We start from the raw sequence: 22,827 nt of genomic DNA, 5'->3' as shown, positions 1-22,827 counted from the left end.
CTACACCGGCACCGGTACGACCGCGGACGCCCCGTGGATGGACGCCTCATGGGTGGCCAGGCCGAACCGCGCCCCCCGGCCGCGCATCAGCTCGTGGCAGGCCCCGATCTGGTCCAGCGGCACCGAGTGCACCAGGTGCGCGTCACCGGGCCGTACGCCCTCCTCGGTGCCGTGCCGGTAGCGGTCCCAGGGGCCCTCGAAGGTGCACAGCACCGCGCCCAGGCCCCGGTAGATGGAGTCGGTGGGGCGGCCCGGGTTCACCAGCAGCGTGTCGAAGCCGATCCGGCGGGCCGCGCGGACCGCGACGGCGACCGGGCCGATCGAGTACGGGCTGGTCGGAGCCTGGTCGAAGAAGACGCCCCGGACCGGGTAGCCGGCCCAGCGGCCGAGCTCGGCCCGCACCTGCTCGGCCGGGCGCGCGCCGAAGGCCAGGTCGACGTAGCCGAGCAGCCCGGCGCCGGCGCGGACCAGCCGGGTGGTCGCCGCCGTCCAGGTCGGGTCGAGCCCGCTACCAGGCCCGGCGTCGATGTTCAGCAGAACGGTCGCGCCGACGCCGGCGGCCTCGATCGTCGCCCACAGCTCCGGGTTCAGCTGGGGATGTGCGGGAAGTGGGAGCAGGGGGGTCACGCTCGTACAACGACCGATATCGGTGTGCCGCGACTGCCCGGAAGTGACTGTCGGCTAGCCGACTGGCTCCCGCCGCCACTACTCGCGGCCGAACTCCTGCGTCCAGTACGCCCGTCGCTCCTGGTAGGCCAGGCCCACGCCGGTCGCCCGCGCGTCGCAGTTCAGGATGTTGTTGCGGTGCCCGGTGCTGGCCATCCACGCGTCTACGACGGCCTGGGCGGTCGAGTAGCCGTAGGCGATGTTCTCGCCGGCCGCGTGCCGGCGGGGGTAGCCGGCGTCCTCCAGACGGTCGACGAAGCTGCTGCCGTTGCGGCCGGTGTGGCTGAAGTAGTCGTACCGCGCCATGTCGGTGCTGTGCCTGCGGGCCGCGTCGGCCATCTGCGCGTCGGTGTGCAGCCGTCCGCAGCCGGCCCGGTCGCGCTCCCGGTTGATCAGGAGGGCGACGAGGCTTTCCAGCGCGGTGATCCGGTCGCTCTCGGGACTGGTCCGGGGGGCGGGGACGGCTGCCCGCGCGGCGGCGGGCCGATTCGCGGCGGACGCGTCCGCAACGGCGGCGGCCGATCTCGGGAACACGTGCGGCGACCCCGGCGGGGTGATCCGCGATGACGGAGTGTCACCAGAGAGGGCGGCCGCGGTGTCATCCGAACCGGTGACATCCGCCGCGCCCGCGGTGGGCGATCCCCCGGCCGGGGCGGGGGCGGCGGACGGTCCGCTCAGCGCCAGCGCGGCGCCGACCAGGGCGACGAGCAGCGCGCCCGAGCCGATCAGCGCGGGCAGCAACCGCAGAGGCGCACGATGCCGGCCGGCGTAACGGCCACGAGGTGCCACCGCCTGACGCTAGCAAGCCGGGGCGGTTTGTCGCCTCTCGACACCTTCCGTGATGTGTGGCGCAGGGCAACTTGACGTTACGGGCGTATCGGCGGAGTATGGATACGTCGCCAGTCGCGCCCGACCGCGCTCGCCAGCCATATCCGGAGAAACATTCCGGATGGCACGGGCCGGGAGTCGCGAATAACTGGGCGCGCGTTTGGCCGGCGAACCGGCAGCGCTTCACAAGGAGACGATATGGCGAAGGCCCTCTATGGCCACGTCGCCGCTGCGCCAGATCGGCGTATGCTCGACGAGGTCACCCGGTTGCGTGCCACGGTGCGGGCACTGGAGTTCGAGGTAACCCGGTTGCGTGCGGAGAACGATCGGCTGGCGGCTGCTGCTGCCGAGGCTGACGACTTCTTCCGCATTGCCGAGCCGGCTCTGACCTGAACAAATCCCGCGTGAGCGGGACCGTGGCCGACCGCCGCTTCTGCCGGCGTCGCCACAGTGCACCAGTCCTTATGCGCGCCTCCACTCCTGTGGCGGCGCGCTTTTTCATGTGCCGGTCCGAACGGGTGCCGGCGGGGGTTTAACCGTCCGGCAGGGTGGGGCATACGACAGCGGCGGCAACGGCGGCGCGTCCGGTGGCCGATCTCCTGTTGGGTACCCTGCAGCTTTGACCGGATAGCATGTGCCACCCGCCGACCGGCGGGATCGCTGATGATCATTTTCGGAGCGCCGTGCACCTCAAGAGCCTGACGGTGAAGGGCTTCAAGTCCTTCGCCTCCGCGACCACGCTGCGGCTGGAGCCGGGCATCACCTGTGTGGTGGGCCCGAACGGCTCCGGCAAGTCCAACGTGGTGGACGCGATCTCGTGGGTGCTCGGCGAGCAGGGTGCCAAGGCGCTGCGCGGCGGCAAGATGGAAGACGTGATCTTCGCCGGCACGTCCGGCCGGCAACCGCTGGGGCGCGCCGAGGTCACCCTCACCATCGACAACGCCGACGGCGCGCTGCCGATCGACTACACCGAGGTCTCGATCACCCGCCGGATGTTCCGCTCCGGCGAGAGCGAGTACGAGATCAACGGCGATGCCTGCCGCCTGATGGACATCCAGGAACTGCTGTCCGACTCCGGCATCGGCCGCGAGATGCATGTCATCGTCGGCCAGGGCCGGCTCGACAGCGTGCTGCACGCCCGGCCCGAGGACCGCCGCTCGTTCATCGAGGAGGCCGCGGGCGTCCTCAAGCACCGCAAGCGCAAAGAGAAGGCGCTGCGCAAGCTCGACGCGATGCAGGCCAACCTGAACCGCGTCACCGACCTCACCGACGAGCTGCGTCGCCAGCTCAAGCCGCTGGGCCGGCAGGCCGAGGTGGCGCGCCGCGCCGCGACCATCCAGGCCGACCTGCGCGACGCCCGGCTGCGGCTGCTCGCCGACGACCTGTTCACGCTGCGCACGACCCTGGACAAGGAGGTCGCCGACGAGGCGGCCCTGCGCACCCGGCGGGAGCTGGTCGAGGAGGAGTACGAGCAGGTCCAGCTGCGGCTGTCGGTGCTGGAGCAGGCGCACGCCGCCGACGCGCCCGCGCTGACCCAGGCCCAGGACGTCTGGTACCAGCTCTCCGCGCTGCAGGAGCGCTTTCGATCCACCGCCCAGCTGGCCGCCGAACGCCACCGCCACCTGGCCGCGCCGACCGAGGACGAGCGGCCCGGCCGCGACCCGGAGCGGCTGGAGGCCGAAGCCGAGGCGGTGCGCGAGCAGGAGGAGGCGCTGCGCGAGGCGCTCACCGAGGACCAGGTGCGCCTGGCCGAGGCCGTCGAGCGCCGCCAGGAGCTGGAGCGCCAGCTCGCCGGAGCCGAACGCGCACTGGTCGCCGCCGTGAAGGCGATCGCGGACCGGCGCGAGGGCATGGCCAAGCTGTCCGGCCAGGTCAACGCTGCGCGTACGCGTACCGCGACCGCGTCGGAGGAGATCGAGCGCCTGTCCACGGCGTACGGCGACGCCGCCATGCGCGCCGAGGCGGCGCAGGAGCAGGTGGAAGCCGTCGCCGAGCAGACCTCCGACGCCGACCGCGACAACGCCGACCTGGACACCGCCCACGCCGTCGCGGTCGCCTCGTACGAGGAGGCCAACGCCGCGGTCAAGCGCGCCTCCGACGCCGAGCGCTCCGCCGAGAAGGAGGCCACCGGCTGGAAGGCCCGTGAGGAGGCGCTCGCGCTCGGCCTCAACCGCAAGGACGGCGCGGGCGCGCTGCTGGCCCGCGGCGGCGAGGTGCCCGGCCTGCTGGGCAGCGTCGCGTCGCTGCTGGCCGTCGAGCCCGGCTGCGAGGCGGCGCTGGCCGCGGCGCTGGGTGCGCTGGCCGACGCGGTCGCGGTGTCGGGCGTCGACGAGGCGGCCGAGGCGATGCGGCTGCTCAAGATCCAGGATGCGGGCCGGGCCGCGCTGCTGATCGGCACGCCGACCCCGCAGTCGCGCCCCGACGTGGCGCTGCCGCCCGGCGCCCGCTGGGTGCTGGACGTGGTGCGCTGCGCCGACACCATCCGCCCCGCGATCACCAGCGCGCTGCGCGACGTGGTGCTCGTCGCCGACCTGCGGGAAGCGTCCGCGCTGGTCGCCGCGCACCCGTCGCTGCGCGCGGTGACCGCCGAGGGCGACCTGGTCGGCGCGTTCTCCGGGGCCGGCGGCTCGGCCAAGGCCCCCAGCTACATCGAGGTGCAGGCGGCCGTCGACGAGGCCCGCGCCAAGCGCGCCGCGGCCGAGGAGTCGATCGCCGTCCTGCGCGAGGAGATCGCCGAGGCCCGGGAGCTCGCCACCGCGCGCAAGCGTGACGTGGACGAGGCCGCCGCCGCCAAGCGCGCCGCCGAGGGCGAGCGCAACGCCGCCGCCCGCCGCCTGGCCGAGGTCAGCGCCGCCGCCCGGTCCGCGCAGGCCGAGGCGCAGCGTCTGGCCGCGTCCCGGGACAAGGCCGTCGCCGCCCGCGAGCAGGACCTGGTCCATCTGGCCGAGCTCGAGGAGCGGCTGATGGCCGCGGAGTCGGTGCCGGTCGACGAGGACCCGTCCACCGCCGAGCGCGACCAGCTCGCCGCGCTGGTGCCGCAGGCCCGGCAGAACGAGGTCGAGGTGCGCCTCGCGGTGCGTACCGCCGAGGAGCGCGTCTCGCAGATCGCCGGCCGAGCCGACTCGCTGCTGCGCCAGGCCGCCGCCGAGCGCGCCGCCCGGGAGCGGGCCGCCGCCCGCCGGGCCGCCCGCGAGCGCGGAGCCGCCGTGGCCAAGGCGGTCGAGTCGGGCACCCGCGAGGTGCTGACCAGGCTGAACGTGGCGCTGGAGGAGGCCGCCGAGCGGCGGGACACCATCGCCGAGGCGCGTACGGCCCGGGAGGCCGAGCTGGCGCAGGTGCGCAACGGCGCGAAGCGGCTCGGCGACGACCTGAACCGGCTCACCTCCGAGGTGCACCGCGACGAGGTGGCCCGCGCCGAGCAGCGCATGCGCATCGAGCAGTTGGAGACCCGCGCCGCCGAGGAGTTCTCGCTGGACGTGGAGACCCTGCTCGGCGAGTACGGCCCGCAGGTGCCGGTGCCGGTGATCATGCTCGGTTCCGCGGACCTCGCCGAGCCGGAGCCCTACGACCGGGCCATCCAGGAGAAGCGCGCCGCCAAGGCCGAGCGCGACCTGGGCCTGCTCGGCAAGGTCAACCCGCTGGCGCTGGAGGAGTTCGCGGCGCTGGAGGAGCGCTACAAGTTCCTCTCCGACCAGCTCGAAGACCTCAAGGCGACGCGCAAGGACCTGCTCACCGTGGTCAAGGACGTCGACGACCGCATCCTGGAGGTGTTCGCCACCGCGTTCGAGGACACCGCGCGCGAGTTCCAGGTGGTCTTCCCGATCCTGTTCCCGGGCGGCGAGGGCCGGCTCGTGCTGACCGACCCGGACAACATGCTCACCACCGGCGTCGAGGTCGAGGCGCGCCCGCCGGGCAAGAAGATCAAGCGGCTGTCGCTGCTGTCGGGTGGCGAGCGCTCGCTGACCGCGGTGGCGATGCTGTGCGCGATCTTCCGCGCCCGCCCCAGCCCCTTCTACATCATGGACGAGGTGGAGGCGGCGCTCGACGACGTCAACCTCGGCCGCCTGATCACCCTGTTCCAGGAGCTGCGCTCGCGCAGCCAGCTGATCATCATCACGCACCAGAAGCGCACCATGGAGGTCGCCGACGCCCTGTACGGCGTGACCATGCGCAACGGTGTGACCGAGGTGATCAGCCAGCGTCTGAAAGGCGAGTCCGCATGAGGCGTCGGCCGGCCGAGGCCCTGCTGATCGACTTCGACGGCGTGCTGCGGCACTTCGATCCGTCCGCCTACGGCGACTTCGAGGACCGGCACGGTATCGCCCCCGCGCGGCTGCTGGAATCCGGGCTGGAGTGGGCCCGCCAGCTGCCGGCGATCACCGGTCACTGGACCCGGCAGCAGTGGCTGGACGCCATCGCCGCGCACACCGGCGCGCCCGCCGCGGCGCTGACCGAATGGGACGCCTACCCCGGGTACGTCGACCAGACCGTGCTCGCGTTCGTCCGCGAGGTGCGCGCGGCCGGTCGCAAGGTCGGCCTGGCCACGAACGCGACCGATGATCTGCACGACGACTTGGGGCTGCTCGGGCTCAAGGACGACTTCGACGCGATCGTCTCCTCGGCCGAACTCGGCGTGCACAAGCCGACGAAAGAGTTCTTCAAGGCCGCCTGCCTGGCGCTGGAGACCCCACCGGATCGGTGCCTGTTCATCGACGACACCGACCGCAACATCCGCGGTGCCCGCGTCGCCGGTCTGTCCGCCCTCCGCTGGGACGGCCCCGACGTGCTGACCTACGCCCGCGCCGCCCTCGCCCTCTGACCCGCGACCGCGGACCAACCCACTGCGCCCTGCCGGTCCGTCCTCCGGCCCGCCCGGCCCGCCCAAGGTCATCGGATTTGCCTGGCACCTGTGCGCATCTTGAAGGCGCTTTCGCCCAGGTGCCAGGCAAGTCGAGTGATCATGTGGGGCCGACGCGGCTGAAGGCCGCATTCGGCTCGGTGTGAAAGTTTCTCTCGGGATGTGGAAACGGTAAGGGGCGGTGACAACCGGATCTCCGTGCTGCGCGTGACTACTACCGGACTCTTGCCGATCTCCAGGGCCGCCTCTCGCTGAGAGCGATCTCCGGAAGCCGCGGGGGTGCGCACGACCCGATTCGGCGAGGGGAGCGCGGCGATGACGTCGTCGCTGGAAGTGGACCGCGTGACGGTGGAGTACACCGCCGGAGCGCCGGTGCTGCGTGACGTGTCCGTGGCGGCCCAGGCGGGCCGCATGCTCGCGGTGACCGGCCCGTCCGGCGCGGGCAAGACGACGCTGCTGCGGGCCATGGCGGGGGTGCTGCGCCCGGTCAGCGGCGCGGTGGCGGTGGACGGCAAGCCGCTGCGCGACCGCGACGACGCGGTGTCGCGCCGGGTGGTGCTCATCCCCCAGGACAACGGCCTCGCCACCATCCTCACCGCGGGCGAGAACGTGCAGGTCGTGCTGGTGGCCAATGGCTTCTCCCCGGAGGACGCCCGCCGGGCCACGGCCGAGTCGCTGGAGCACGTCGGCCTGTCCGCGCAGGCGGGGCAGCTCGTCGAGGAGCTGTCCGGCGGCCAGCAGCAGCGTACGGCGATCGCCCGCGGCCTGGCCCTGTCCGGCGCGGTGCTGCTGGCCGACGAGGTCACCAGCGAGCTGGACGCCGCCAACCGGGCGCGGGTGCTCGACCTGCTGCGCGCCGAGGCCGACCGGGGCGCCTGCGTCGTGCTGGCCACTCACGACCTGGAAGCCGCGGCCGCCTGCGACGCCGAACTCCACCTGCTCGACGGCGCTGCCGAGCTGGTCCGCGCCTGACCCCCGCCCCGGTGCGGACTCGATCGCGCCCGACCCCACCCCTGGTCCGGACTCGATCCCGCACCCCGTGATCCGGACACGGCCGCCACCGACCCCGACCCGATCGCGCCCGACATCACCCCTGGTCAGGCTTGATCGCGCGGGCCCCACCCCCTGATCCGCCGCCCGTGGAAGCGCTTCCGGCGCTCGGAGCGGGTATCCCCGAAGAGGTAGCGCATGCTTCGCTTGGTGCTCGGCGTGCTGGCGAGCCGCCGCAGCCAGGCCGTCACCCTGGCCGTGCTCGCCGTGTTGGCGGTCGCCGCCGGGACCGCCGCGCCGCTCTACGCCTCCGCCGCCGACCGCGCCGTGGTCGCCGCCGAGCTGCGCGCGGCCACCGCGGCCGAACGGGCCATCACCTTCACCGCCGAGATCGCCGCGGCGAACGGGTACACCTCCCAGCTCGACAGCCTGCGTGGCCAGGTCGCCGAGCGCACCGACGGCAGCGGGCTGACCGAGATCGTCGCGGTGCACGCCGACGGACGGGTGCCGGGCGTGTCCCCGGTCGACGCGCCGCTGTCCATGCGCGCGGACGTGTGCGAGCATCTGGTGTTCACCGCCGGGACCTGCCCGGCGGCCGCGGGCGAGGTGGCGATCAGCGAACCCACCGCGCAGCGGCTCGGGCTGAGCACCGGCGGCGAGTTCACCTACCAGGCGCACAAGGCTCCGGAGCCGGTGACGCTGCGCGTGGTAGGCGTGTACGACCCCGCGGGCCCGCTGGCCGGCGGCGACCCGTACTGGGCGGGCCGGGCCGACTACACGCCACGGCCGCAGCGGGTGGGCAACCCGATGTTCGTCGCCGCGCCGACGGTGGCCGAACTCCAGGCCACCACGCTGGTCGCGACCGTCGACATGGTCGCCGGGGACGAGGCTTTCACGGCCGGCAACCTCGACGGGCTGACCGAGGTGGTCAAGCCGGGGATGGGGCTGGTCGGCGTACGCATCGACAACGGCCTGCCGCGGCTGCTGCAGCGCATCGAGGAGACCCGACAGGTGCTGAGCCTGGCCGCCCCGCTGGGCGCGGTGCAGCTACTGGTTGTGTGCTGGTTCGTGCTGCTGATGGCGATCGGCTACACCGCCTCGGAGCGCCGCAGCGAGCTGGCGCTGGGCCTGCTGCGCGGGGTGCCGCCCCGGCACCGGGCGCTGCTCGCGCTCGGCCCGACGGCGTTCGTGCTGCTGGTCGCGGCCCCGTTCGGGGTGCTGCTGGGCTGGCTGCTGGTGCGCCTGCTGACCTGGGCGACGTTCGCGCGGCCGCAGGACGTGGTGCTCGATCAGGGAGCACTGCTGGCGGCCGGCGGCACGCTGCTCGTCGTCATGATCAGTGCAGCGGTCGCCGAGCGCCGGGTGTTCTCCGGCTCGCTCATGGAAGGGCTGCGGCAGGTGCCGACCCGGCGGCGACGCCGCGTCGGGCTGGTCGAGCTGGGTGTGGCGGTGGTCGCCCTGGCCGCGATCGGGCAGTCGTACGCGTCCGACAGCCAGGAGGGCGGGCTGCCGCTGCTCGCGCCGCTGCTGCTGGCGATCGTGGTTGGCCTGCTCACCGCTCGGGTGGTGCGCTCCGCGGCGACCCGGTTCGGCGCGTCCCGCCTGCACCGGGGCAAGCTCGCGCACGGGCTGGCCGCGCTCCAGGTCGCCCGCCGCCCCGGCGCGGACCGCCTGGTCGCGCTGACCGTCGTCGCGGTGGCCCTGGTCGGATACACCGTGAGCGCGTGGGACGTGGCCGCGAACGCGGCCCGGGAGCGCGCCGAACTGGCGCTGGGCGCGCCACGAGCGCTGACCGTGTACGCCCCGTCGCGCACCGCGCTGCTGACCGCGGTCGCCAAGGCCGACCCGGACGGCTCCTGGGCCATGGCGGTGACCCGCCAGGACGACCCGGACATGACCCTGCTGGGGGTGGACAGCGCCCGGCTCGCGACCGTCGCGCTGTGGCCCGCCGGTGCGACCGTGTCGGCGGTCGACACGGCACGGATGCTGCGTGCTCCGGCGGGTGACCCGGTGATCGTGGCCGGTGGCGGCCTGGAGTTCGAGGTGGAGACCACCCCGGAGTTCGACGGCCCCATGCGGCTGACCGCCGCCCTGGTCGGGCCGGACGGCGCCCCGGTCACCGGCGCGGTCGAGATCGCCGACGGGGCCGGGCGTACGAATTACAAGCTGGACCTGCCGGCGTGCGCGGTCCCGCCCGGCTGCCGCCTGTACTGGCTGAGCTTCCCCGTCTCACCCGACGGCTTCACGCTGCGCGGCCTGCGCCAGCTCGGCCCGGACCGGGTCCTGCTGGAGGGCCGGGCCATCGGCGCGGCGTCGCGATGGCGGGCCGACATGGGCGCCGAGCGCGAGGTCACGGTGCTCAACTCCGACGACGCGGTGAGCCTGCGCTACGTGCCCAGCGACCCACGCCAGATCAGCACCGACATCCGGCTGTACGTGTCCGACGCGCCGGTGCCGCTGCCCGCCGTCGCGGCCGGGCCGCCGTGGCTGGCGCACACCGGCGAGCTGGCCGAGATCGAACCGCTGCAGGCGCTGCCCCGGCCGGTGGACCTGCGCTGGGTGTCGCCGGTGCTGCCCGGCGCGGGCACCGAGGGGGCGCTGTTCGACCTGCAGGCTGCCGACCGGCTCAGCGGCAGCCGGGACAACGCGATCCAGCTCCAGGTGTGGCTGAACGCCGCCGCCCCCGCCGACGCGGTGGACCGGTTGCGCGCGGCTGGCCTGGTTCCGGTGCGCGACGAGGCGGTCGGCGAGCGTGTCGACCGCTACCGCGAGCAGGGCGCGGGACTGGCGCTGCGGCTGCACCTGGCCGCGGCGGTGCTCAGCGTGCTGCTGGTGGCGCTGGCCGTGCTCGTGCTCGCCGCGACGGACCGTCGTAACCGGTCAGCCGAGCTGGCGGCCCTGCGCACGCAGGGACTGCCCGCCGGTGCGGCCGCCCGCGCGGGCCGCCTCGGCAACCTCGCGATGATCGGTATCGCCGCGCCGGTGGGCGCGTTGACGGCCGCCGTGGCGTGGGCGGTCAGCGGCCCGGCCCGGCAGATGCTGACCGCCAGCGGCGGGCTGGCGCCACCGGGACCCGGCCTGGCGCTGGTCGCGGCAGCGGTAGCCGCGGCGACGCTGGTGCTGCTGGCGGCCGCGCTGACGGCGGGACGTTCACTGGTCAGGGCCACCACCGGCCGCCCCGGCAGTGCGGAGGGACAGCGATGACGGCGCTGCTGTGGGCGATGGTGCGGGCTCGGCGCGGCCTGGCCGTGATCACGCTGCTGCTGACGGCACTGGCCGCGGCCGCCGCCGCGGCGGGACCGCTCTACCAGGACGCGGCCGCCGTGTCGCTGCGCGGCGTCGAGGTCGCCGCGGCCACCGTCGGCGAACGGGTCGTCACCGCGCAGACCTCGGACGACCCGCGCGGCGGCGACCAGCCGCTGCGGCCGTACGTGCCCGGCATGGTCACGCTCAGTGGGATCTCGGCCCAGGTCGTAGTCACCGGCGAGCAGGGCGAGGAGAACGAGCAGGGCATGTTCCTGGCCACTCGGACCGGGATCTGCGAGCACCTGACCATCGTCCGGGGCCGGTGCGCCACCGGCGAGCGCGAGGTCGTGCTGCGCGTGGACGCCGCCTCCGAGCTCGCCGCGCTACCCGGCCAGGACCTGGAGTTCCGTTCGCCGCCGGCCGGGCCGCAGGACGAGGACCCGCCCGCGCCGGTGCGCCTCACCGTCGTCGGCCTCTACCAGCCGGTCCGGCTCGACGACCCGTACTGGGGCGATCGGCAGGTCCTCACCGGTCTGGATCAGCCAGCCGCGTTCGCCACCGAGCGCACCGTGGCGGCCGTCGACGGCAGCCGGATGCGCATGGTGGACCTCCTGATCACCCCTGCGGCGTTCGAGGACACCGACCGGCTGCGCGACGACCTCGGCGACGCCGAGTCGGAACTGGACGCGGGCGGTTTCGGCACCGACACCGAGGTGGACAACCTCATCGCCCGGATCAGCGCCGGCGAGGAGCAGTTGGCGTCGAGCCTGCTGCTGGCGGCCGTGCCGCTGGTGATGCTGTGCTGGCTGGTCCTGTTCATCGCGGTGGCCGGCGGCGTCGAGCAGCGGCGCGGCGAGCTGGGCCTGACCGCGCTGCGCGGCGTGCCCGCCCGCACCCGGTGGTGGCTGGCCACCGCCGAGACGTCCGTGCCGGTGCTGGTCGCCGTGATACCCGGCTACCTGCTCGGGTACGCCGCGACCGCGCTGCTCGCGGCCGTCGCGCTGCCGGGCTCGCCGACGGTGTACCTGAACCCGGCGTCGGCGCTGTACACCGCCGTGGCGGTGCTCGGCGCGCTGCTGGCCGGGCTGCTCGCGCAGGTGCGCGCGCTGACCACGCCGGTGCTCGGCCTGCTGCGCCGGGCCCGGGTGCGCCGCCGCGGCGGCCTGGTCGGCGGCGTCGAGGCGATGGTCGGCGCGCTCGCGCTGGTCGCCGGCTACCAGGTCGCGGCGGGCGGGGACACCGGCTCGGGCGGCATCGGGCTGCTCGCGCCGCTGTGTATCGCGCTGGGCCTGGGCCTGGTCGCGGCCCGCGCGGTCGGGGTGCCCGCCGAACGGCTGGGCCGCCGGGCGCTGCGCCGCGGACGGTTGCGCACCGGCCTGGCCGCGCTGACGCTGGCCCGGGGCGGCGGCACGCACTGGGTCGTGGTGCTGCTGACCGTCGTGTTCGGGCTGCTCGGCTTCGCGCTGTCGGCCCGGGACGTGGCCGCGCAGGCCTGGCACGAGCGGGCCGAGGTGCAGGTCGGCGCGGCCCGCGTGCTGCGGGTCGAGACGCTGCCCGCGGCCGGCCTGCTGCACGCGGTGCGCACCGCGGACCCGGACGGCCGGTACGCGATGGCGGCCATGCGGGTCAACGTGAACACCGAGACGAAGCTGCTGGCGGTGGACAGCTCCCGGCTCCCCGCGGTGGCGCTGTGGCCGGACGCGTACGGTGCCACGGCCCCGGCCGAGGTGGCGCGGCAGTTGCGGCCCGCCGAGGTCACGCCGCTCTCCCTGACGGCGGCCGAGGTCGAGGTCACCGTCACGCTGGACCGGATCGAGCCGGGCGCCACGGCGGGCCTCACCCTGCGCCTGGTCGGCGTCGGCGGCGCGCAGTCCAGCGTCCGGGTGGAGAAGCTGAAGCCGGGCACGCACGCGTACCGGATCGCCACGCCCGCCTGCGCGGCCGGTTCCTGCCAGCTCAGGCAGCTGTCGGTGGACCTGTTCACGCCCAAGCGCTACCTGGTCGACCTGACCGTCGGCGACCTGCGCGACCGCACCGGCAAGACGGTGCTCAGCGGCGCGGACCTGGCGGGCCACCACTGGCGGCTGCCGCAGACCAGCGCCGCCCGGCCCGTCCCGGACCTGGCCCCCGCCGCGGGCGGCCTGCGGGTGTCGGTGGACAGCGTGCTCACCCCCGACATGCGCGCCTCCGCCGACCCCGCGCCCGACCCGCTGCCCCTGGTCGCCGCCGGTGACCTGCCCCCCGAGCTGCTCGGCGCGGGCGGCACGGTGCGGGTCCCGATCGTCCGCGCGGGCACCCTGCCGCTGGTTCCGCGTTACGGGGCGCACGGCGCGCTGGTCGATCTGCAGTACGCCGACCTGCGGGTGGGCGGCGAATCGGACGCGCAGGAACCCGAGGTGTGGCTGTCCGCCGACGCGCCCGCGGACCTCGTCGAGCGCCTGGAGGCCAACGGGCTGAAGGTGCTCGGCGAGCGGGACGCGGCCGGGCAACTGCGGCTCTACGAGGAGCAGGCCCCCGCGCTGGCGATGCTGTTCCTGGCCGCGGCCGCGCTGGTCGGCGTGCTCTTCGCCGCGGGTGGCCTGCTGGTCACCGCGGTGCTCGAACGCGGCCGCGCCGACGAAGGGCTGGCGGCCCTCCGCGGGCAGGGGGTGCGCGCTGCGGTGCTGCGCGGCGCGGACCTGGGCGGGCGGTTCGCCCTGGTGCTCACGGGCACCCTGATCGGCCTGCTCGCCGCGGCGCTGTCGTGGGCGCTGGCCCGCGGCGTACTGCCGGTGTTCGGCGACGGGGGCACCGCCGTGCCGCCGCCCGACCTGCCCGGTCCGCTGGTCACCGCCCCGATCGCGGTGGCCCTGCTGGTGCTGTTGACAACGTGCCTGCTCGCCACGAGGGTGGCGCGCGGGAGCGAAGGAGCGACCTCGTGAAGAACTCCAGCCTGACCGGCCTGGCCGTGGTGTGCCGCCGGGTGGTGCACATCTACCGCGCCGAGGGCGGCGACGTGGTCGCGCTGGCCGGCGTCGACCTGGACATCGCGCCGGGGGAGCGGGTGGCCCTGGTCGGGCCGTCCGGCTCCGGCAAGTCGACGCTGATCGCGCTGCTGGCCGGGCTGATGCGGCCCAGTGCGGGGCGGGTGCAGATCGGCCTGGTGGACATCGGCCGGATCAGCGAGGCCGAGCTGGCCCGGTTGCGCGGCACCGACCTGGGTGTGGTGCTGCAGGGGGCGCGGCGCAACCTGCTGCCGTACGCCACGGTGCTCAGCAACGTGTGGCTGGCCCAGCGCCGGGCGGCGCACGTGCGCCCCGCAGACCTGGAGCCGCCGGAGCGCATCCTGGCGCTGCTCGGGCTGACCGGCCTGGGCCACCGCAAGGTGCAGGACCTGCCGCCCGGTGCGGCGCAGCGGGCCGCGATCGCGGTCGGCATGGCCGCCTCACCCGGCCTGCTGCTCGTCGACGAGCCGACCAGCCAGCTCGACCGGACCGCCCGGGACGAGGTGCTGGCGGCGCTGGAGGCGGTCAACACCGAGCGTGGCACCACCATCGTCGCCGTGACGCACGACCCCGACGTGGGCGCGCGGCTGGGCCGGGCGGTGACCATCCGCGACGGCCGGGTCGGGTCCGAGGGGCGCGACGGGCGCGAGTTCGCGGTCATCGCCGGGGACGGCACCGTGCAGTTGCCGCCGGACGTGCTGGACGTGCTGCCGCCGGGCACGCTGCTCACGGTCGAGCATGCGGGCGGCAAGGTCACGTTGGTGACCGACGACCACTCGGTGTCCGTGCCGGTCAGTACCGAGGTTGCCTGAGATCCGCCGTCGCCGGCGACCGGCGCTCCCCTCCCCCCGCTTGCGATCGACGTTGGCCTATTACATCGAGTTTGATCGCGCAGCAGTCGATGTAATAGGCCAACGTTTATGGAAGGCGCGGCCGGGGACCGGGCGCAGTGGATTGCCGGACGGTCAGGTGTCGGAAAGGCGACACCGAAGCGTCAGCGGGTGAGGTCGTGGCGGAGGACGGGGGACAGGCCGGTGCCGTCGGCGGTGCCCTCGATGACGACGGAGGCGGCGCGGCCACGGTGGGTGAGCGTGGCCACGGCGCTGCCGAAGTACGGCGGGTCGTAGGCCTTCCAGCGCACCCCCGGACGGGGCACGCCGAACAGGCGGGCGACCAGCGCCGCCGGGCCGGACAGCGCCCGCCACCAGCCCACCCGCAGCAGCGTGCGCATGACGCCCTGGATGCTCTGGTGCAGCGGCGAGCAGGTGATCTGGTGCACGGTCGCGGTGGCGCCGGGGATCGCGGCGCGGGCGACGTACGAGTGGTGCACGTCGCCGCCGAGCACGCTCACCGTGGCCGGTCCGCGCACCCCGGCGATCAGCGCGGTCAGTTCGTCGAAGGAGTGCCCGACGGCCGCCCAGTGCTCCAGGTCGTACCTCTGGCGCAGCCGCTCCATGCCGGGCCGCTTCGCCGCCAGCACCTCGATGACGGCCTCGCCGTGGTGGATCGTCGGCGCGAGCAGCCACGGCAGCGAGCAGGCCAGCACGAGGTGGTCGCAGTCGGCGCGGGCCTGTTCGGCCAGGTCGTCCCAATGCTCCTGGGGCCACATCCGGCGCTCGGGCCCGTCGATCACCCGGTTGCCCCGGCAGTCGAGCATGACCAGCCGCGTCCGGCCGACGTCGACGGTGTACCCCCACGGGTAGGGGTCCGGCCCGGCCGGGGTGGCGACCCGGGCCGCGAACTCGCTCAGCACCGCGGTGGCGTCCTCGCCGGCCCGGATGCGCGTCCACACCGGGTCGCCGTCGAGCTGCGCCGGGGCGAGGTTGCCGAGGTGCTGGAACAGCCAGTACGAGGCGATGCCGGTGGTGCTGCGCTCGTCCCACCAGGGCTCGCGGCGCACCTCGGCGAGCCAGGCGGCGGAGGAGTTCCAGTCGTCCATGATCTCGTGATCGTCGAAGATCATCACGCTGGGCACCGTGGACAGCAGCCAGCGGACCGGCATCTCGGTCCACGACTCGTGGTAGAGGTGCACGTACTCGGCGAACGTGACGACGTGTCCCTCGGGCGCGGAGTCCGGCCTGGTCTGCTCGGCCAGCCAGCTGCGGGTCGGGGCGGACAGGCCGTCGGCGTAGATCTGGTCGCCGATCAGCGCCAGCAGGTCGGGCAGGTCGGCGTGCCCGTGCCGGGCCTGTGTGAGCAGCCGGTGCCCGAGCGCCTCCAACGCGTCCGGGTCGTGCCCGGCCTCGGCGTGGGTCTGCGCGCTGGCCTCGCGGCAGGAGCCGAACGCGATCACCGCGTCGGCCTGTCCCGGATCGCGGATGGTGATCACGGAATCGGGGTATCCCGGCAGCGGCCACACGGCCGCGCCGTCGAGTTCGACGGTGTACGAGTTAGCGCCGGTCGTCAGCCCGGCCAGCACCACCAGTCCCACGTGCACCTCGAACGCCTCGAACGTGTCCGACGTCACGCTCGCCTCACCGGCGCGCACGCGCACCCGTGCGGGCTGGTCGGTCTGTACCCAGATGACCGCCTGGTCACCGTCGACGCGCCGCAGGAGGGGGCCGAGGAGGAGGTTCGCCACGCGGACATCCTCCGTGATCGGGACGGTGGTGGCCAGGGCCGGGGCTGTCGTATCGGCGCGCGCGGCCTCCGGTGTGCGCCGGATGCGCCGAGGTTTGAGAGGATGCCCAGCATGAAAGACGCGCTCGTCCCCGTACTCATCGTCATCGGCCTGCTGCTGCTGGCCGGACTGACGCTGTTCCTGGTCCGCCGGCCGGGCCGCGGCACGCTGCCGCAGGCGCCGGAAGGCGAGCGCCCGGGGATCGAGCGCGGGGAGAAGATCCCGCCGAGCGTGATCGCCCCGCCCGCACCCGAGAAGGCGCCGGAGCAGGCCGCACCGGGCAAGCCGGCCGTCGTGCCCGCCCCGGCCCCGCCCGCGCCGGTCGAGACGGCACCGCCGGTCGCGCCGCCGAAGGCCGAGCCGGAGATCGAGAAGCCGGAGCCGACCGCCGGCCGCCTGGTGCGGCTGCGTGCCCGGCTGTCGCGCTCGCAGAACGTCTTCGGCAAGGGCCTGCTCGGCCTGCTGTCCCGGGACCACCTCGACGACGACGCGTGGGACGAGGTCGAGGAGAGCCTGATCAGCGCCGACGTGGGCGTGCAGGCGACCACCGAGATCGTGGCGAAGCTGCGCGAGCGCACCCGGGTGCTGGGCACCCGCAGCACCGCCGACCTGCGCTCGCTGCTGGCCGAGGAGCTCACCGAGGCGCTGGACCCGAAGCTGGACCGCTCGCTGCACACCGGCGTCGTGGACGGCAAGCCGTCGGTGATCCTGGTCGTCGGCGTGAACGGCGCGGGCAAGACCACCAGCTGCGGCAAGATCGCCCGGGTGCTGGTGGCCGACGGCCACACCGTGGTGCTGGGCGCGGCCGACACCTTCCGCGCGGCCGCCGCCGAGCAGCTGGCCACCTGGGCCAGCCGGGTCGGCGCGCAGGTCGTGCGCGGTCCCGAGGGCGGTGACCCGGCCGCCGTGGCGTTCGACGCGGTCAAGAAGGGCATCGACGCGGGCGTCGACACCGTGCTCATCGACACCGCCGGCCGCCTGCAGAACAAGGTCGGCCTGATGGACGAGCTGGGCAAGATCAAGCGCGTGGTGGAGAAGCACGGCCCGGTCTCGGAGACCCTGCTGGTGCTCGACGCGACCGCGGGACAGAATGGGCTGAGCCAGGCTCGGGTCTTCACCGAGGTCGCCGATGTCACCGGCGTGGTGCTCACTAAATTGGACGGCACGGCGAAGGGCGGTATCGTGATCGCGGTGCAGCGTGCTCTCGGCATTCCGGTGAAGCTGGTCGGCCTCGGCGAGGGTCCCGACGATCTCGCACCCTTCGACCCTCAGCAGTTCGTCTCGGCGCTTCTCGGCGACGAGTGACGAGCCGACGAGCGACGAGCAGCTGACGAGTCCATGGTGACAGCCCCTTTCCAGGATCCCACCGAGATCCCGCTGCGTGGCGGGAACGTCAGCACGGTGGTGCGGGTCGGTGAGACGGTCCGGCGCAACGCCGGTCCGTGGACCCCGACCGTGCACGCCCTGCTGCGCCATCTCGAGTACGCCGGTTTCACCGGTTCCCCCCGTGCCCTGGGCATGGACGAGCACGGCCGCGAGGTGCTGTCGTACCTGCCGGGCGAGTGCGGGGAGTACCCGCTGGCCCCGCACTGGGTCACCGACGAGGCGCTGGTCACCGTCGCCACCATGCTGCGCATGTTCCACGACGCGCAGGCCGGCTTCCGCACGCCGCCGGGCGGGGTGTGGCGCTCGTTCGGGCCGCCCCCGCCGGACGCGGAGATCATCTGCCACCACGACGCCGCCCCACACAACGTCATCTGGCGGCCGGACGGCACCCTCGCGATGATCGACTTCGACCTCGCCTCGCCCGGGTCGCGCATCTACGACGTGGCGTACGCGGCCTGGACCTGGGTGCCGATCTTCAGTGACCGGGACTCGATCACGCTCGGCTGGCACCGGCCCGACCGGCCGCGCCGGCTGCGCCTGTTCGCCGACGCGTACGGGCTGATCCCGCGCGACCGGCACCGTCTCGTGCGGACCATCCGCAAGCGGATCGTGGACCACGTCGAGGGCATCCGCCGCCTCGCCACCGCGGGGGAGCCGGCGTTCGTACGGATCGTGCAGAAGGGCCACCTTCGGCGGCCGCTTCGCGACCTTCGGCTGATTGACTACGAGCGGTACACGCTGGAGCACGCGCTGCGCTGAAACGCGCCATGAATGCTCTCCTCACGTGTGAACATTTCTTCACACGTACGAAACAGATCGTGACGTGCCGGAAACCGAGCAGCGTCACTGCGCGAAACAGGGGTTGGCGATGCTGCCCCCCAACCAGCACCGATGGCACTGCGGCGATCGGTCGGGGATGACACGACGAGCGGCCTGTCGACACGGCGGCGCCACGACGGTCGACCTCGGGGCTGGCTGGGAGGAACCCACTCACTTAGGAGGGCAGCGTGCTGCTCGTCGAAGATCCACCGACGATCGACACCGGCAACACAGCGTGGCTGCTGGTCTCGTCCGCTCTGGTGCTGCTCATGACTCCGGGTCTGGCGCTGTTCTACGGCGGCCTGAACCGTGCCAAGGGCGTCCTCAACATGATGATCATGAGCTTCGCCTCGATCGGGCTCGTCTCCATCATCTGGGTCGTCTACGGCTTCACCGCCGCGTTCGGCACGAACGCCAACGCGGACCTGAACGGTTTCATCGGTAACTTCTCCACCTACCTGGGTATGCCGATCGACAAGACCGGCGAGATCTGGTTCCTGGCCGGCGCGTCGACGGGCATCCCGACGTACGTGTTCGCCATCTTCCAGATGATGTTCGCGGTCATCACGGTCGCCCTGATCAGCGGCGCGATCTCCGACCGGGCGAAGTTCGCCGGCTGGCTGGTCTTCGCCTTCGGCTGGGTCACCCTGGTCTACATCCCGGTCGCGCACTGGGTCTGGGGCGGCGGCTTCATCGGCGCCAAGATCTTCGCGCTCGACTTCGCCGGTGGCACCGCGGTCCACATCAACGCCGGTGCCGCGGCACTGGGCGTGGCCCTGGTGCTCGGCAAGCGCATCGGCTGGCCGAAGGACAAGTTCAAGCCGCACAACGTGCCGTTCGTCGCTCTCGGCGCCGGTCTGCTGTGGTTCGGCTGGTTCGGGTTCAACGCGGGCTCGGAGCTGACGGTCGACGCCATCACGGGTGTCGCGTTCCTGAACACCCAGGTGGCCACGGCGGCCGGTCTGCTCGGCTGGATCATCGTCGAGTGGTTCCGTGACGGCAAGCCGACCCTGGTCGGCGCGTCCTCCGGCGCGGTCGCCGGCCTGGTCGCGATCACCCCGGCCTGTGGCTTCATCCCGACCCTGCCCGCGGTGCTGCTCGGCCTCGTGGCCGGTGCGGTCTGCGCGCTGGCGGTCGGCCTGAAGTACAAGCTCGGCTACGACGACTCGCTCGACGTGGTCGGTGTGCACTTCGTCGGTGGCTGGATCGGCTCGCTGTTCATCGGTCTGTTCGCCAGCACCGAGCTGAACTCCTTCATCACCACGCTGGGCGGCCAGGACGGCCTGTTCTACGGCGGCGGCGTGACGCAGCTCGGCCGGCAGGCGCTGGCCAGCGGCATCGTGACGGTCTTCTCGTTCGTGGTCGCGGCGCTGCTCGCGTTCGTGATCGACAAGACCATCGGCTTCCGGGTCAAGCCCGAGGCCGAGGTCGAGGGCATCGACGTGGCCGAGCACGCGGAGAGCGCGTACGAGCTGTCGTCCTCGGCGGGCGGCGGCAGCGCCGGCGCCTTCGCTCTGGCCGGTATCGGTACGCCCAAGGCCCCCAAGGCCGATGTGGAAGAGACGGCACCGGCCACCGAAAAGGTGTCCGGCTAAGGTTCCCAGATGGAGGGGTTGAGCATGAAGCTGGTCACCGCCGTCATCAAGCCGTACCAGTTGGACGCTGTGAAGGAGGCTCTGCACGCCATGGGCGTCGCCGGGCTGACGGTCAGCGAGGTCCAGGGTTACGGCCGGCAGAAGGGCCACACCGAGGTGTACCGGGGTGCCGAGTACACGGTGGAGTTCCTGCCGAAGATCCGGATCGAGGTCGTCACGGACGAGCTGGACGTGGAGAAGGTCGTCGACTCCATCGTCACCGCCGCCCGGACCGGCAAGATCGGGGACGGAAAGGTCTGGGTCACCGAGGTCTCCGAGGTGGTCCGGGTCCGCACCGGCGAGCGCGGTCTCGACGCGCTCTGAGATGACAGTCGCAACAACCTGAAAGAGGACCACATGGGCCCGGGGAACGTCGTAGCTTCCGCATCGGACAGCGCGGCGGGCCCCGGGCCCGACTATGCGCGCCTAGCGCTGCGCGAGCCGGGCTCCATCGGCGCGGTCGCCCGGCTCGCGCGGGCCGGGGCGCTCGACGCCTGGCTGCGCCGCCTGCTGCCGGACACCCCCGGAGTCGCCCTGGTGGCCGTCGGCGGCCTGGGCCGCCGGGAGTGCACCCCGCACGGCGACCTGGACCTGATCCTGGTGCACACCGGGGTGCCGGGGATCGACGAGCTGGCGGCCTCGCTCTGGTATCCGATCTGGGACGCCCGGATGGGACTGGACCACTCCACCCGCACCGTCGCCGAGTCGCTCGACGCGGCGCACGACGACGTCAAAGTCGCCCTGGGGCTGCTCGACGCCCGCCACATCGCCGGCGATCCGGCTTTGTCCGCCCAGCTCAGCCGTGCCGCCGTGGACCAGTGGCGGCGCACCGCCCGCCGCCAGCTGCTGCGGCTGCGCGAACTCGTCGAGGAGCGCCACGCCGCCCACGGCGAGCTGGCGTACCTGCTCGAAGGCGACGTCAAGGAGGCCGCCGGAGGGCTGCGCGACGTCGGCGTGCTGCGCGGCATCGGCGTCGCCGGAGTCGCCGACGCGCTGCCGCCCCAGGTGCGCGCCGCCGCGACCCGGCTGCTCGACGTACGCGACGCGCTGCACGTCAGCATCGGCCGTCGCAACGACCGGCTGCGGGCCCAGGAGCGCCTGCAGGTGGCGGAGCTGCTCGGGCTCGCCGACGGGGACGCGCTGCTGCGCCGGATCGGGCTCGACGCGCGTACCGTCTCCTGGTCTTTGACCGACGCCTGGCGCTCGGTGCAGCGCTGGAACACTGCCGCCACCCGCGGTGGCGACCCGCGCGCCCGCGAGGCGGTGGCCGTGCGCCGCCCGATCGCCCGCGACGTGGTCGCCGCGGACGGCGAGATCGTGCTGGCCCGAGCCGCCGTCGGCCCGCACCCCGACCCGTCGCTGTCGCTGCGCGTGGCGGCCGCCGCCGCCCAGCACCAGATGCCCATCGCGCGGGCCACCCTGGAGTGGCTCGCCCGGTTCTGCCCGCCGCTGCCGACGCCGTGGCCCGCCTCGGCCCGCACCGCCCTGCTGACCCTGCTCGGCGCGGGCACCGGCCTGGTGGCGGCCTGGGAGGCCTGCGACCGGTTCGGCCTGACCTCGGCCTGGCTGCCGCAGTGGACCCGGCTGCGCGGCACCCCCCAGCACCACCCCGTGCACCGCTTCACCCTCGACCGGCACCTGGTGCAGGCCGCCGCCAACGCGTCCACCTGGTCGCGCGAGGTGGCCCGGCCGGACCTGCTGGTGCTCGGCGCGCTGCTGCACGACGTCGGCAAGGGCCTGCCCGGCGACCACAGCGAGGTCGGCGCGGAGCTGGCCCGCGAGATCGCCACCGCGATGGGCCTGCCGCCCGCGGACGTCGACACGATCGCCACGCTGGTGCGATACCACCTGGTGCTGCCCGACACCGCGACCCGGCGCGACCTCGACGACCCGGCGACGATCAACCACGTCGCCAAGCTCGTCGGGGACACCGGCACCCTGGAACTGCTGCAGATGCTCGCCCGCGCCGACGCCCAGGCCACCGGCCCGGCCGCCTGGTCGGGGTGGAAGTCCAAGCTCATCGACGACCTGTGTGCACGGGTGCGCAAGGTGCTCGGCGGCGGCCAGCTGCCCGAACCCACCCTGCCCGACCCGGCGCTGCTGGCCGGCCCGCTGCCCGTGGTGCAGGTCGCCGACGACTGGGTGGCGCTGGCCGCGCACGACCGCGTCGGCCTGCTCGCCGCCGTCGCCGGCTGCCTGGCCACGCACAAGCTGGAGATCGTCGCAGCGGGCACGTCCACGATCGGCGAGCGGGCCATCATCGAATGCGCGGTCAACAACCGGTACGGCGCACCGCCCGACCGGGAGCTGCTCGCCGCCGACCTGCGCCGGGTGGGGCTGGACCAGCTCGCGCTGCCGCGCCGGCTGGGCAGCGGCCGCAAGCCGGCGGCCGGGGCCGAGCCGCGGGTCATCTGGGGCGAGGCGACCGGTGCGACACTGCTGGAGCTGCGTGCCACGGACTCGCCGGGCCTGCTCTTCCGGGTCACCTCGGCCCTGGCCGAACTCGGCGTCGACGTGCGCACCGCCCGCGTCTCCACCCTCGGCGCCGACGTCGTCGACGCCTTCTACCTGGTCGGCGACTTCGACCGCGACGCGGTCGAAGCCGCCGTCCTCGCCGCGGTGTGACCGGCGGAGCGATTCTTGATCGTTCGACTTGCCGGGCACCTGTGCGTATCTTGAGCGCGCTTTCCCACATGTGCCGGGCAAGTCGAGCGATCTTGGGCGATCGGGGACGCCGGGCGGCCGGGGTGGCGGCCGGCGCGGACGGGAGGGCGGTTCGCGGGGTCGGGGAGGTGG

15 protein-coding genes are annotated in these 22,827 nt (G+C 73.7%); 12 read left to right on the top strand and 3 right to left on the bottom strand.

Annotated elements, in window-relative coordinates:
* The gene (locus AB0B66_RS00245) at nucleotides 1-627 is read right to left on the bottom strand and encodes a spherulation-specific family 4 protein (RefSeq protein WP_360520460.1); all 627 of its coding nucleotides are present in this window, start codon (nucleotides 625-627) and stop codon (nucleotides 1-3) included.
* Between the two features lie 78 nt (nucleotides 628-705).
* Nucleotides 706-1,455 carry a CAP domain-containing protein gene (locus tag AB0B66_RS00240; RefSeq protein ID WP_360520457.1) on the bottom strand — a complete coding sequence of 250 codons (750 nt, stop codon included), beginning with the start codon at nucleotides 1,453-1,455 and terminating at the stop codon, nucleotides 706-708.
* A 237-nt stretch (nucleotides 1,456-1,692) separates the two neighbouring features.
* Between AB0B66_RS00240 and AB0B66_RS00235 the strand changes: the two genes are divergently transcribed.
* The 7 genes from AB0B66_RS00235 (at nucleotide 1,693) to AB0B66_RS00205 (ending at nucleotide 14,384) form a co-directional block, all read left to right on the top strand.
* Nucleotides 1,693-1,887: a hypothetical protein gene (locus AB0B66_RS00235; protein ID WP_203694320.1), complete on the top strand. Its 195-nt coding sequence runs from the start codon at nucleotides 1,693-1,695 to the stop codon at nucleotides 1,885-1,887.
* Between the two features lie 290 nt (nucleotides 1,888-2,177).
* Nucleotides 2,178-5,717 (top strand): chromosome segregation protein SMC, encoded by a 3,540-nt coding sequence (gene smc, locus AB0B66_RS00230; protein ID WP_360520453.1) that lies wholly within the window; start codon nucleotides 2,178-2,180, stop codon nucleotides 5,715-5,717.
* Nucleotides 5,714-6,313, top strand: coding sequence for an HAD-IA family hydrolase (locus tag AB0B66_RS00225; protein ID WP_360520451.1), 600 nt, complete (start codon nucleotides 5,714-5,716; stop codon nucleotides 6,311-6,313). Before smc ends, AB0B66_RS00225 begins: the two co-directional genes overlap by 4 nt.
* Nucleotides 6,314-6,667: 354 nt before the next feature.
* The gene (locus AB0B66_RS00220; protein ID WP_360520448.1) at nucleotides 6,668-7,324 is read left to right on the top strand and encodes an ATP-binding cassette domain-containing protein; all 657 of its coding nucleotides are present in this window, start codon (nucleotides 6,668-6,670) and stop codon (nucleotides 7,322-7,324) included.
* A 216-nt stretch (nucleotides 7,325-7,540) separates the two neighbouring features.
* Nucleotides 7,541-10,546 carry an FtsX-like permease family protein gene (locus AB0B66_RS00215; RefSeq protein ID WP_360520444.1) on the top strand — a complete coding sequence of 1,002 codons (3,006 nt, stop codon included), beginning with the start codon at nucleotides 7,541-7,543 and terminating at the stop codon, nucleotides 10,544-10,546.
* Entirely contained in the window at nucleotides 10,543-13,509 is a 2,967-nt protein-coding gene (locus tag AB0B66_RS00210; RefSeq protein WP_360520441.1) for an FtsX-like permease family protein, read from the top strand. Before AB0B66_RS00215 ends, AB0B66_RS00210 begins: the two co-directional genes overlap by 4 nt.
* Before the next feature lie 11 nt (nucleotides 13,510-13,520).
* The gene (locus AB0B66_RS00205; protein ID WP_360521690.1) at nucleotides 13,521-14,384 is read left to right on the top strand and encodes an ATP-binding cassette domain-containing protein; all 864 of its coding nucleotides are present in this window, start codon (nucleotides 13,521-13,523) and stop codon (nucleotides 14,382-14,384) included.
* Between the two features lie 182 nt (nucleotides 14,385-14,566).
* Here the strand turns inward: AB0B66_RS00205 and AB0B66_RS00200 are convergent, their stop codons facing one another.
* Nucleotides 14,567-16,153, bottom strand: a complete 1,587-nt coding sequence (locus AB0B66_RS00200; protein ID WP_360520437.1) for an alkaline phosphatase D family protein — start codon at nucleotides 16,151-16,153, stop codon at nucleotides 14,567-14,569.
* A 111-nt stretch (nucleotides 16,154-16,264) separates the two neighbouring features.
* On the opposite strand from AB0B66_RS00200, the gene ftsY reads away from it, so the two are divergent.
* From ftsY to AB0B66_RS00175, 5 genes are all read left to right on the top strand, one after another.
* Nucleotides 16,265-17,497 carry a signal recognition particle-docking protein FtsY gene (gene ftsY, locus AB0B66_RS00195; protein WP_360520434.1) on the top strand — a complete coding sequence of 411 codons (1,233 nt, stop codon included), beginning with the start codon at nucleotides 16,265-16,267 and terminating at the stop codon, nucleotides 17,495-17,497.
* 33 nt (nucleotides 17,498-17,530) lie between these two features.
* Nucleotides 17,531-18,337 carry an aminoglycoside phosphotransferase family protein gene (locus AB0B66_RS00190; protein ID WP_120318496.1) on the top strand — a complete coding sequence of 269 codons (807 nt, stop codon included), beginning with the start codon at nucleotides 17,531-17,533 and terminating at the stop codon, nucleotides 18,335-18,337.
* A gap of 248 nt (nucleotides 18,338-18,585) precedes the next feature.
* Entirely contained in the window at nucleotides 18,586-19,992 is a 1,407-nt protein-coding gene (locus AB0B66_RS00185) for an ammonium transporter (protein WP_360520431.1), read from the top strand.
* Between the two features lie 24 nt (nucleotides 19,993-20,016).
* The gene (locus tag AB0B66_RS00180) at nucleotides 20,017-20,355 is read left to right on the top strand and encodes a P-II family nitrogen regulator (RefSeq protein ID WP_166386781.1); all 339 of its coding nucleotides are present in this window, start codon (nucleotides 20,017-20,019) and stop codon (nucleotides 20,353-20,355) included.
* A gap of 33 nt (nucleotides 20,356-20,388) precedes the next feature.
* Nucleotides 20,389-22,656: a [protein-PII] uridylyltransferase gene (locus AB0B66_RS00175; RefSeq protein WP_360520428.1), complete on the top strand. Its 2,268-nt coding sequence runs from the start codon at nucleotides 20,389-20,391 to the stop codon at nucleotides 22,654-22,656.
* Nucleotides 22,657-22,827 lie beyond the last annotated feature (171 nt).

Origin of the sequence: Catellatospora sp. NPDC049111 (genome assembly GCF_040648615.1) — a bacterium.
Lineage (GTDB): Bacteria > Actinomycetota > Actinomycetes > Mycobacteriales > Micromonosporaceae > Catellatospora > Catellatospora aurea.
This window is presented reverse-complemented; position numbering and strand designations above follow the sequence as displayed.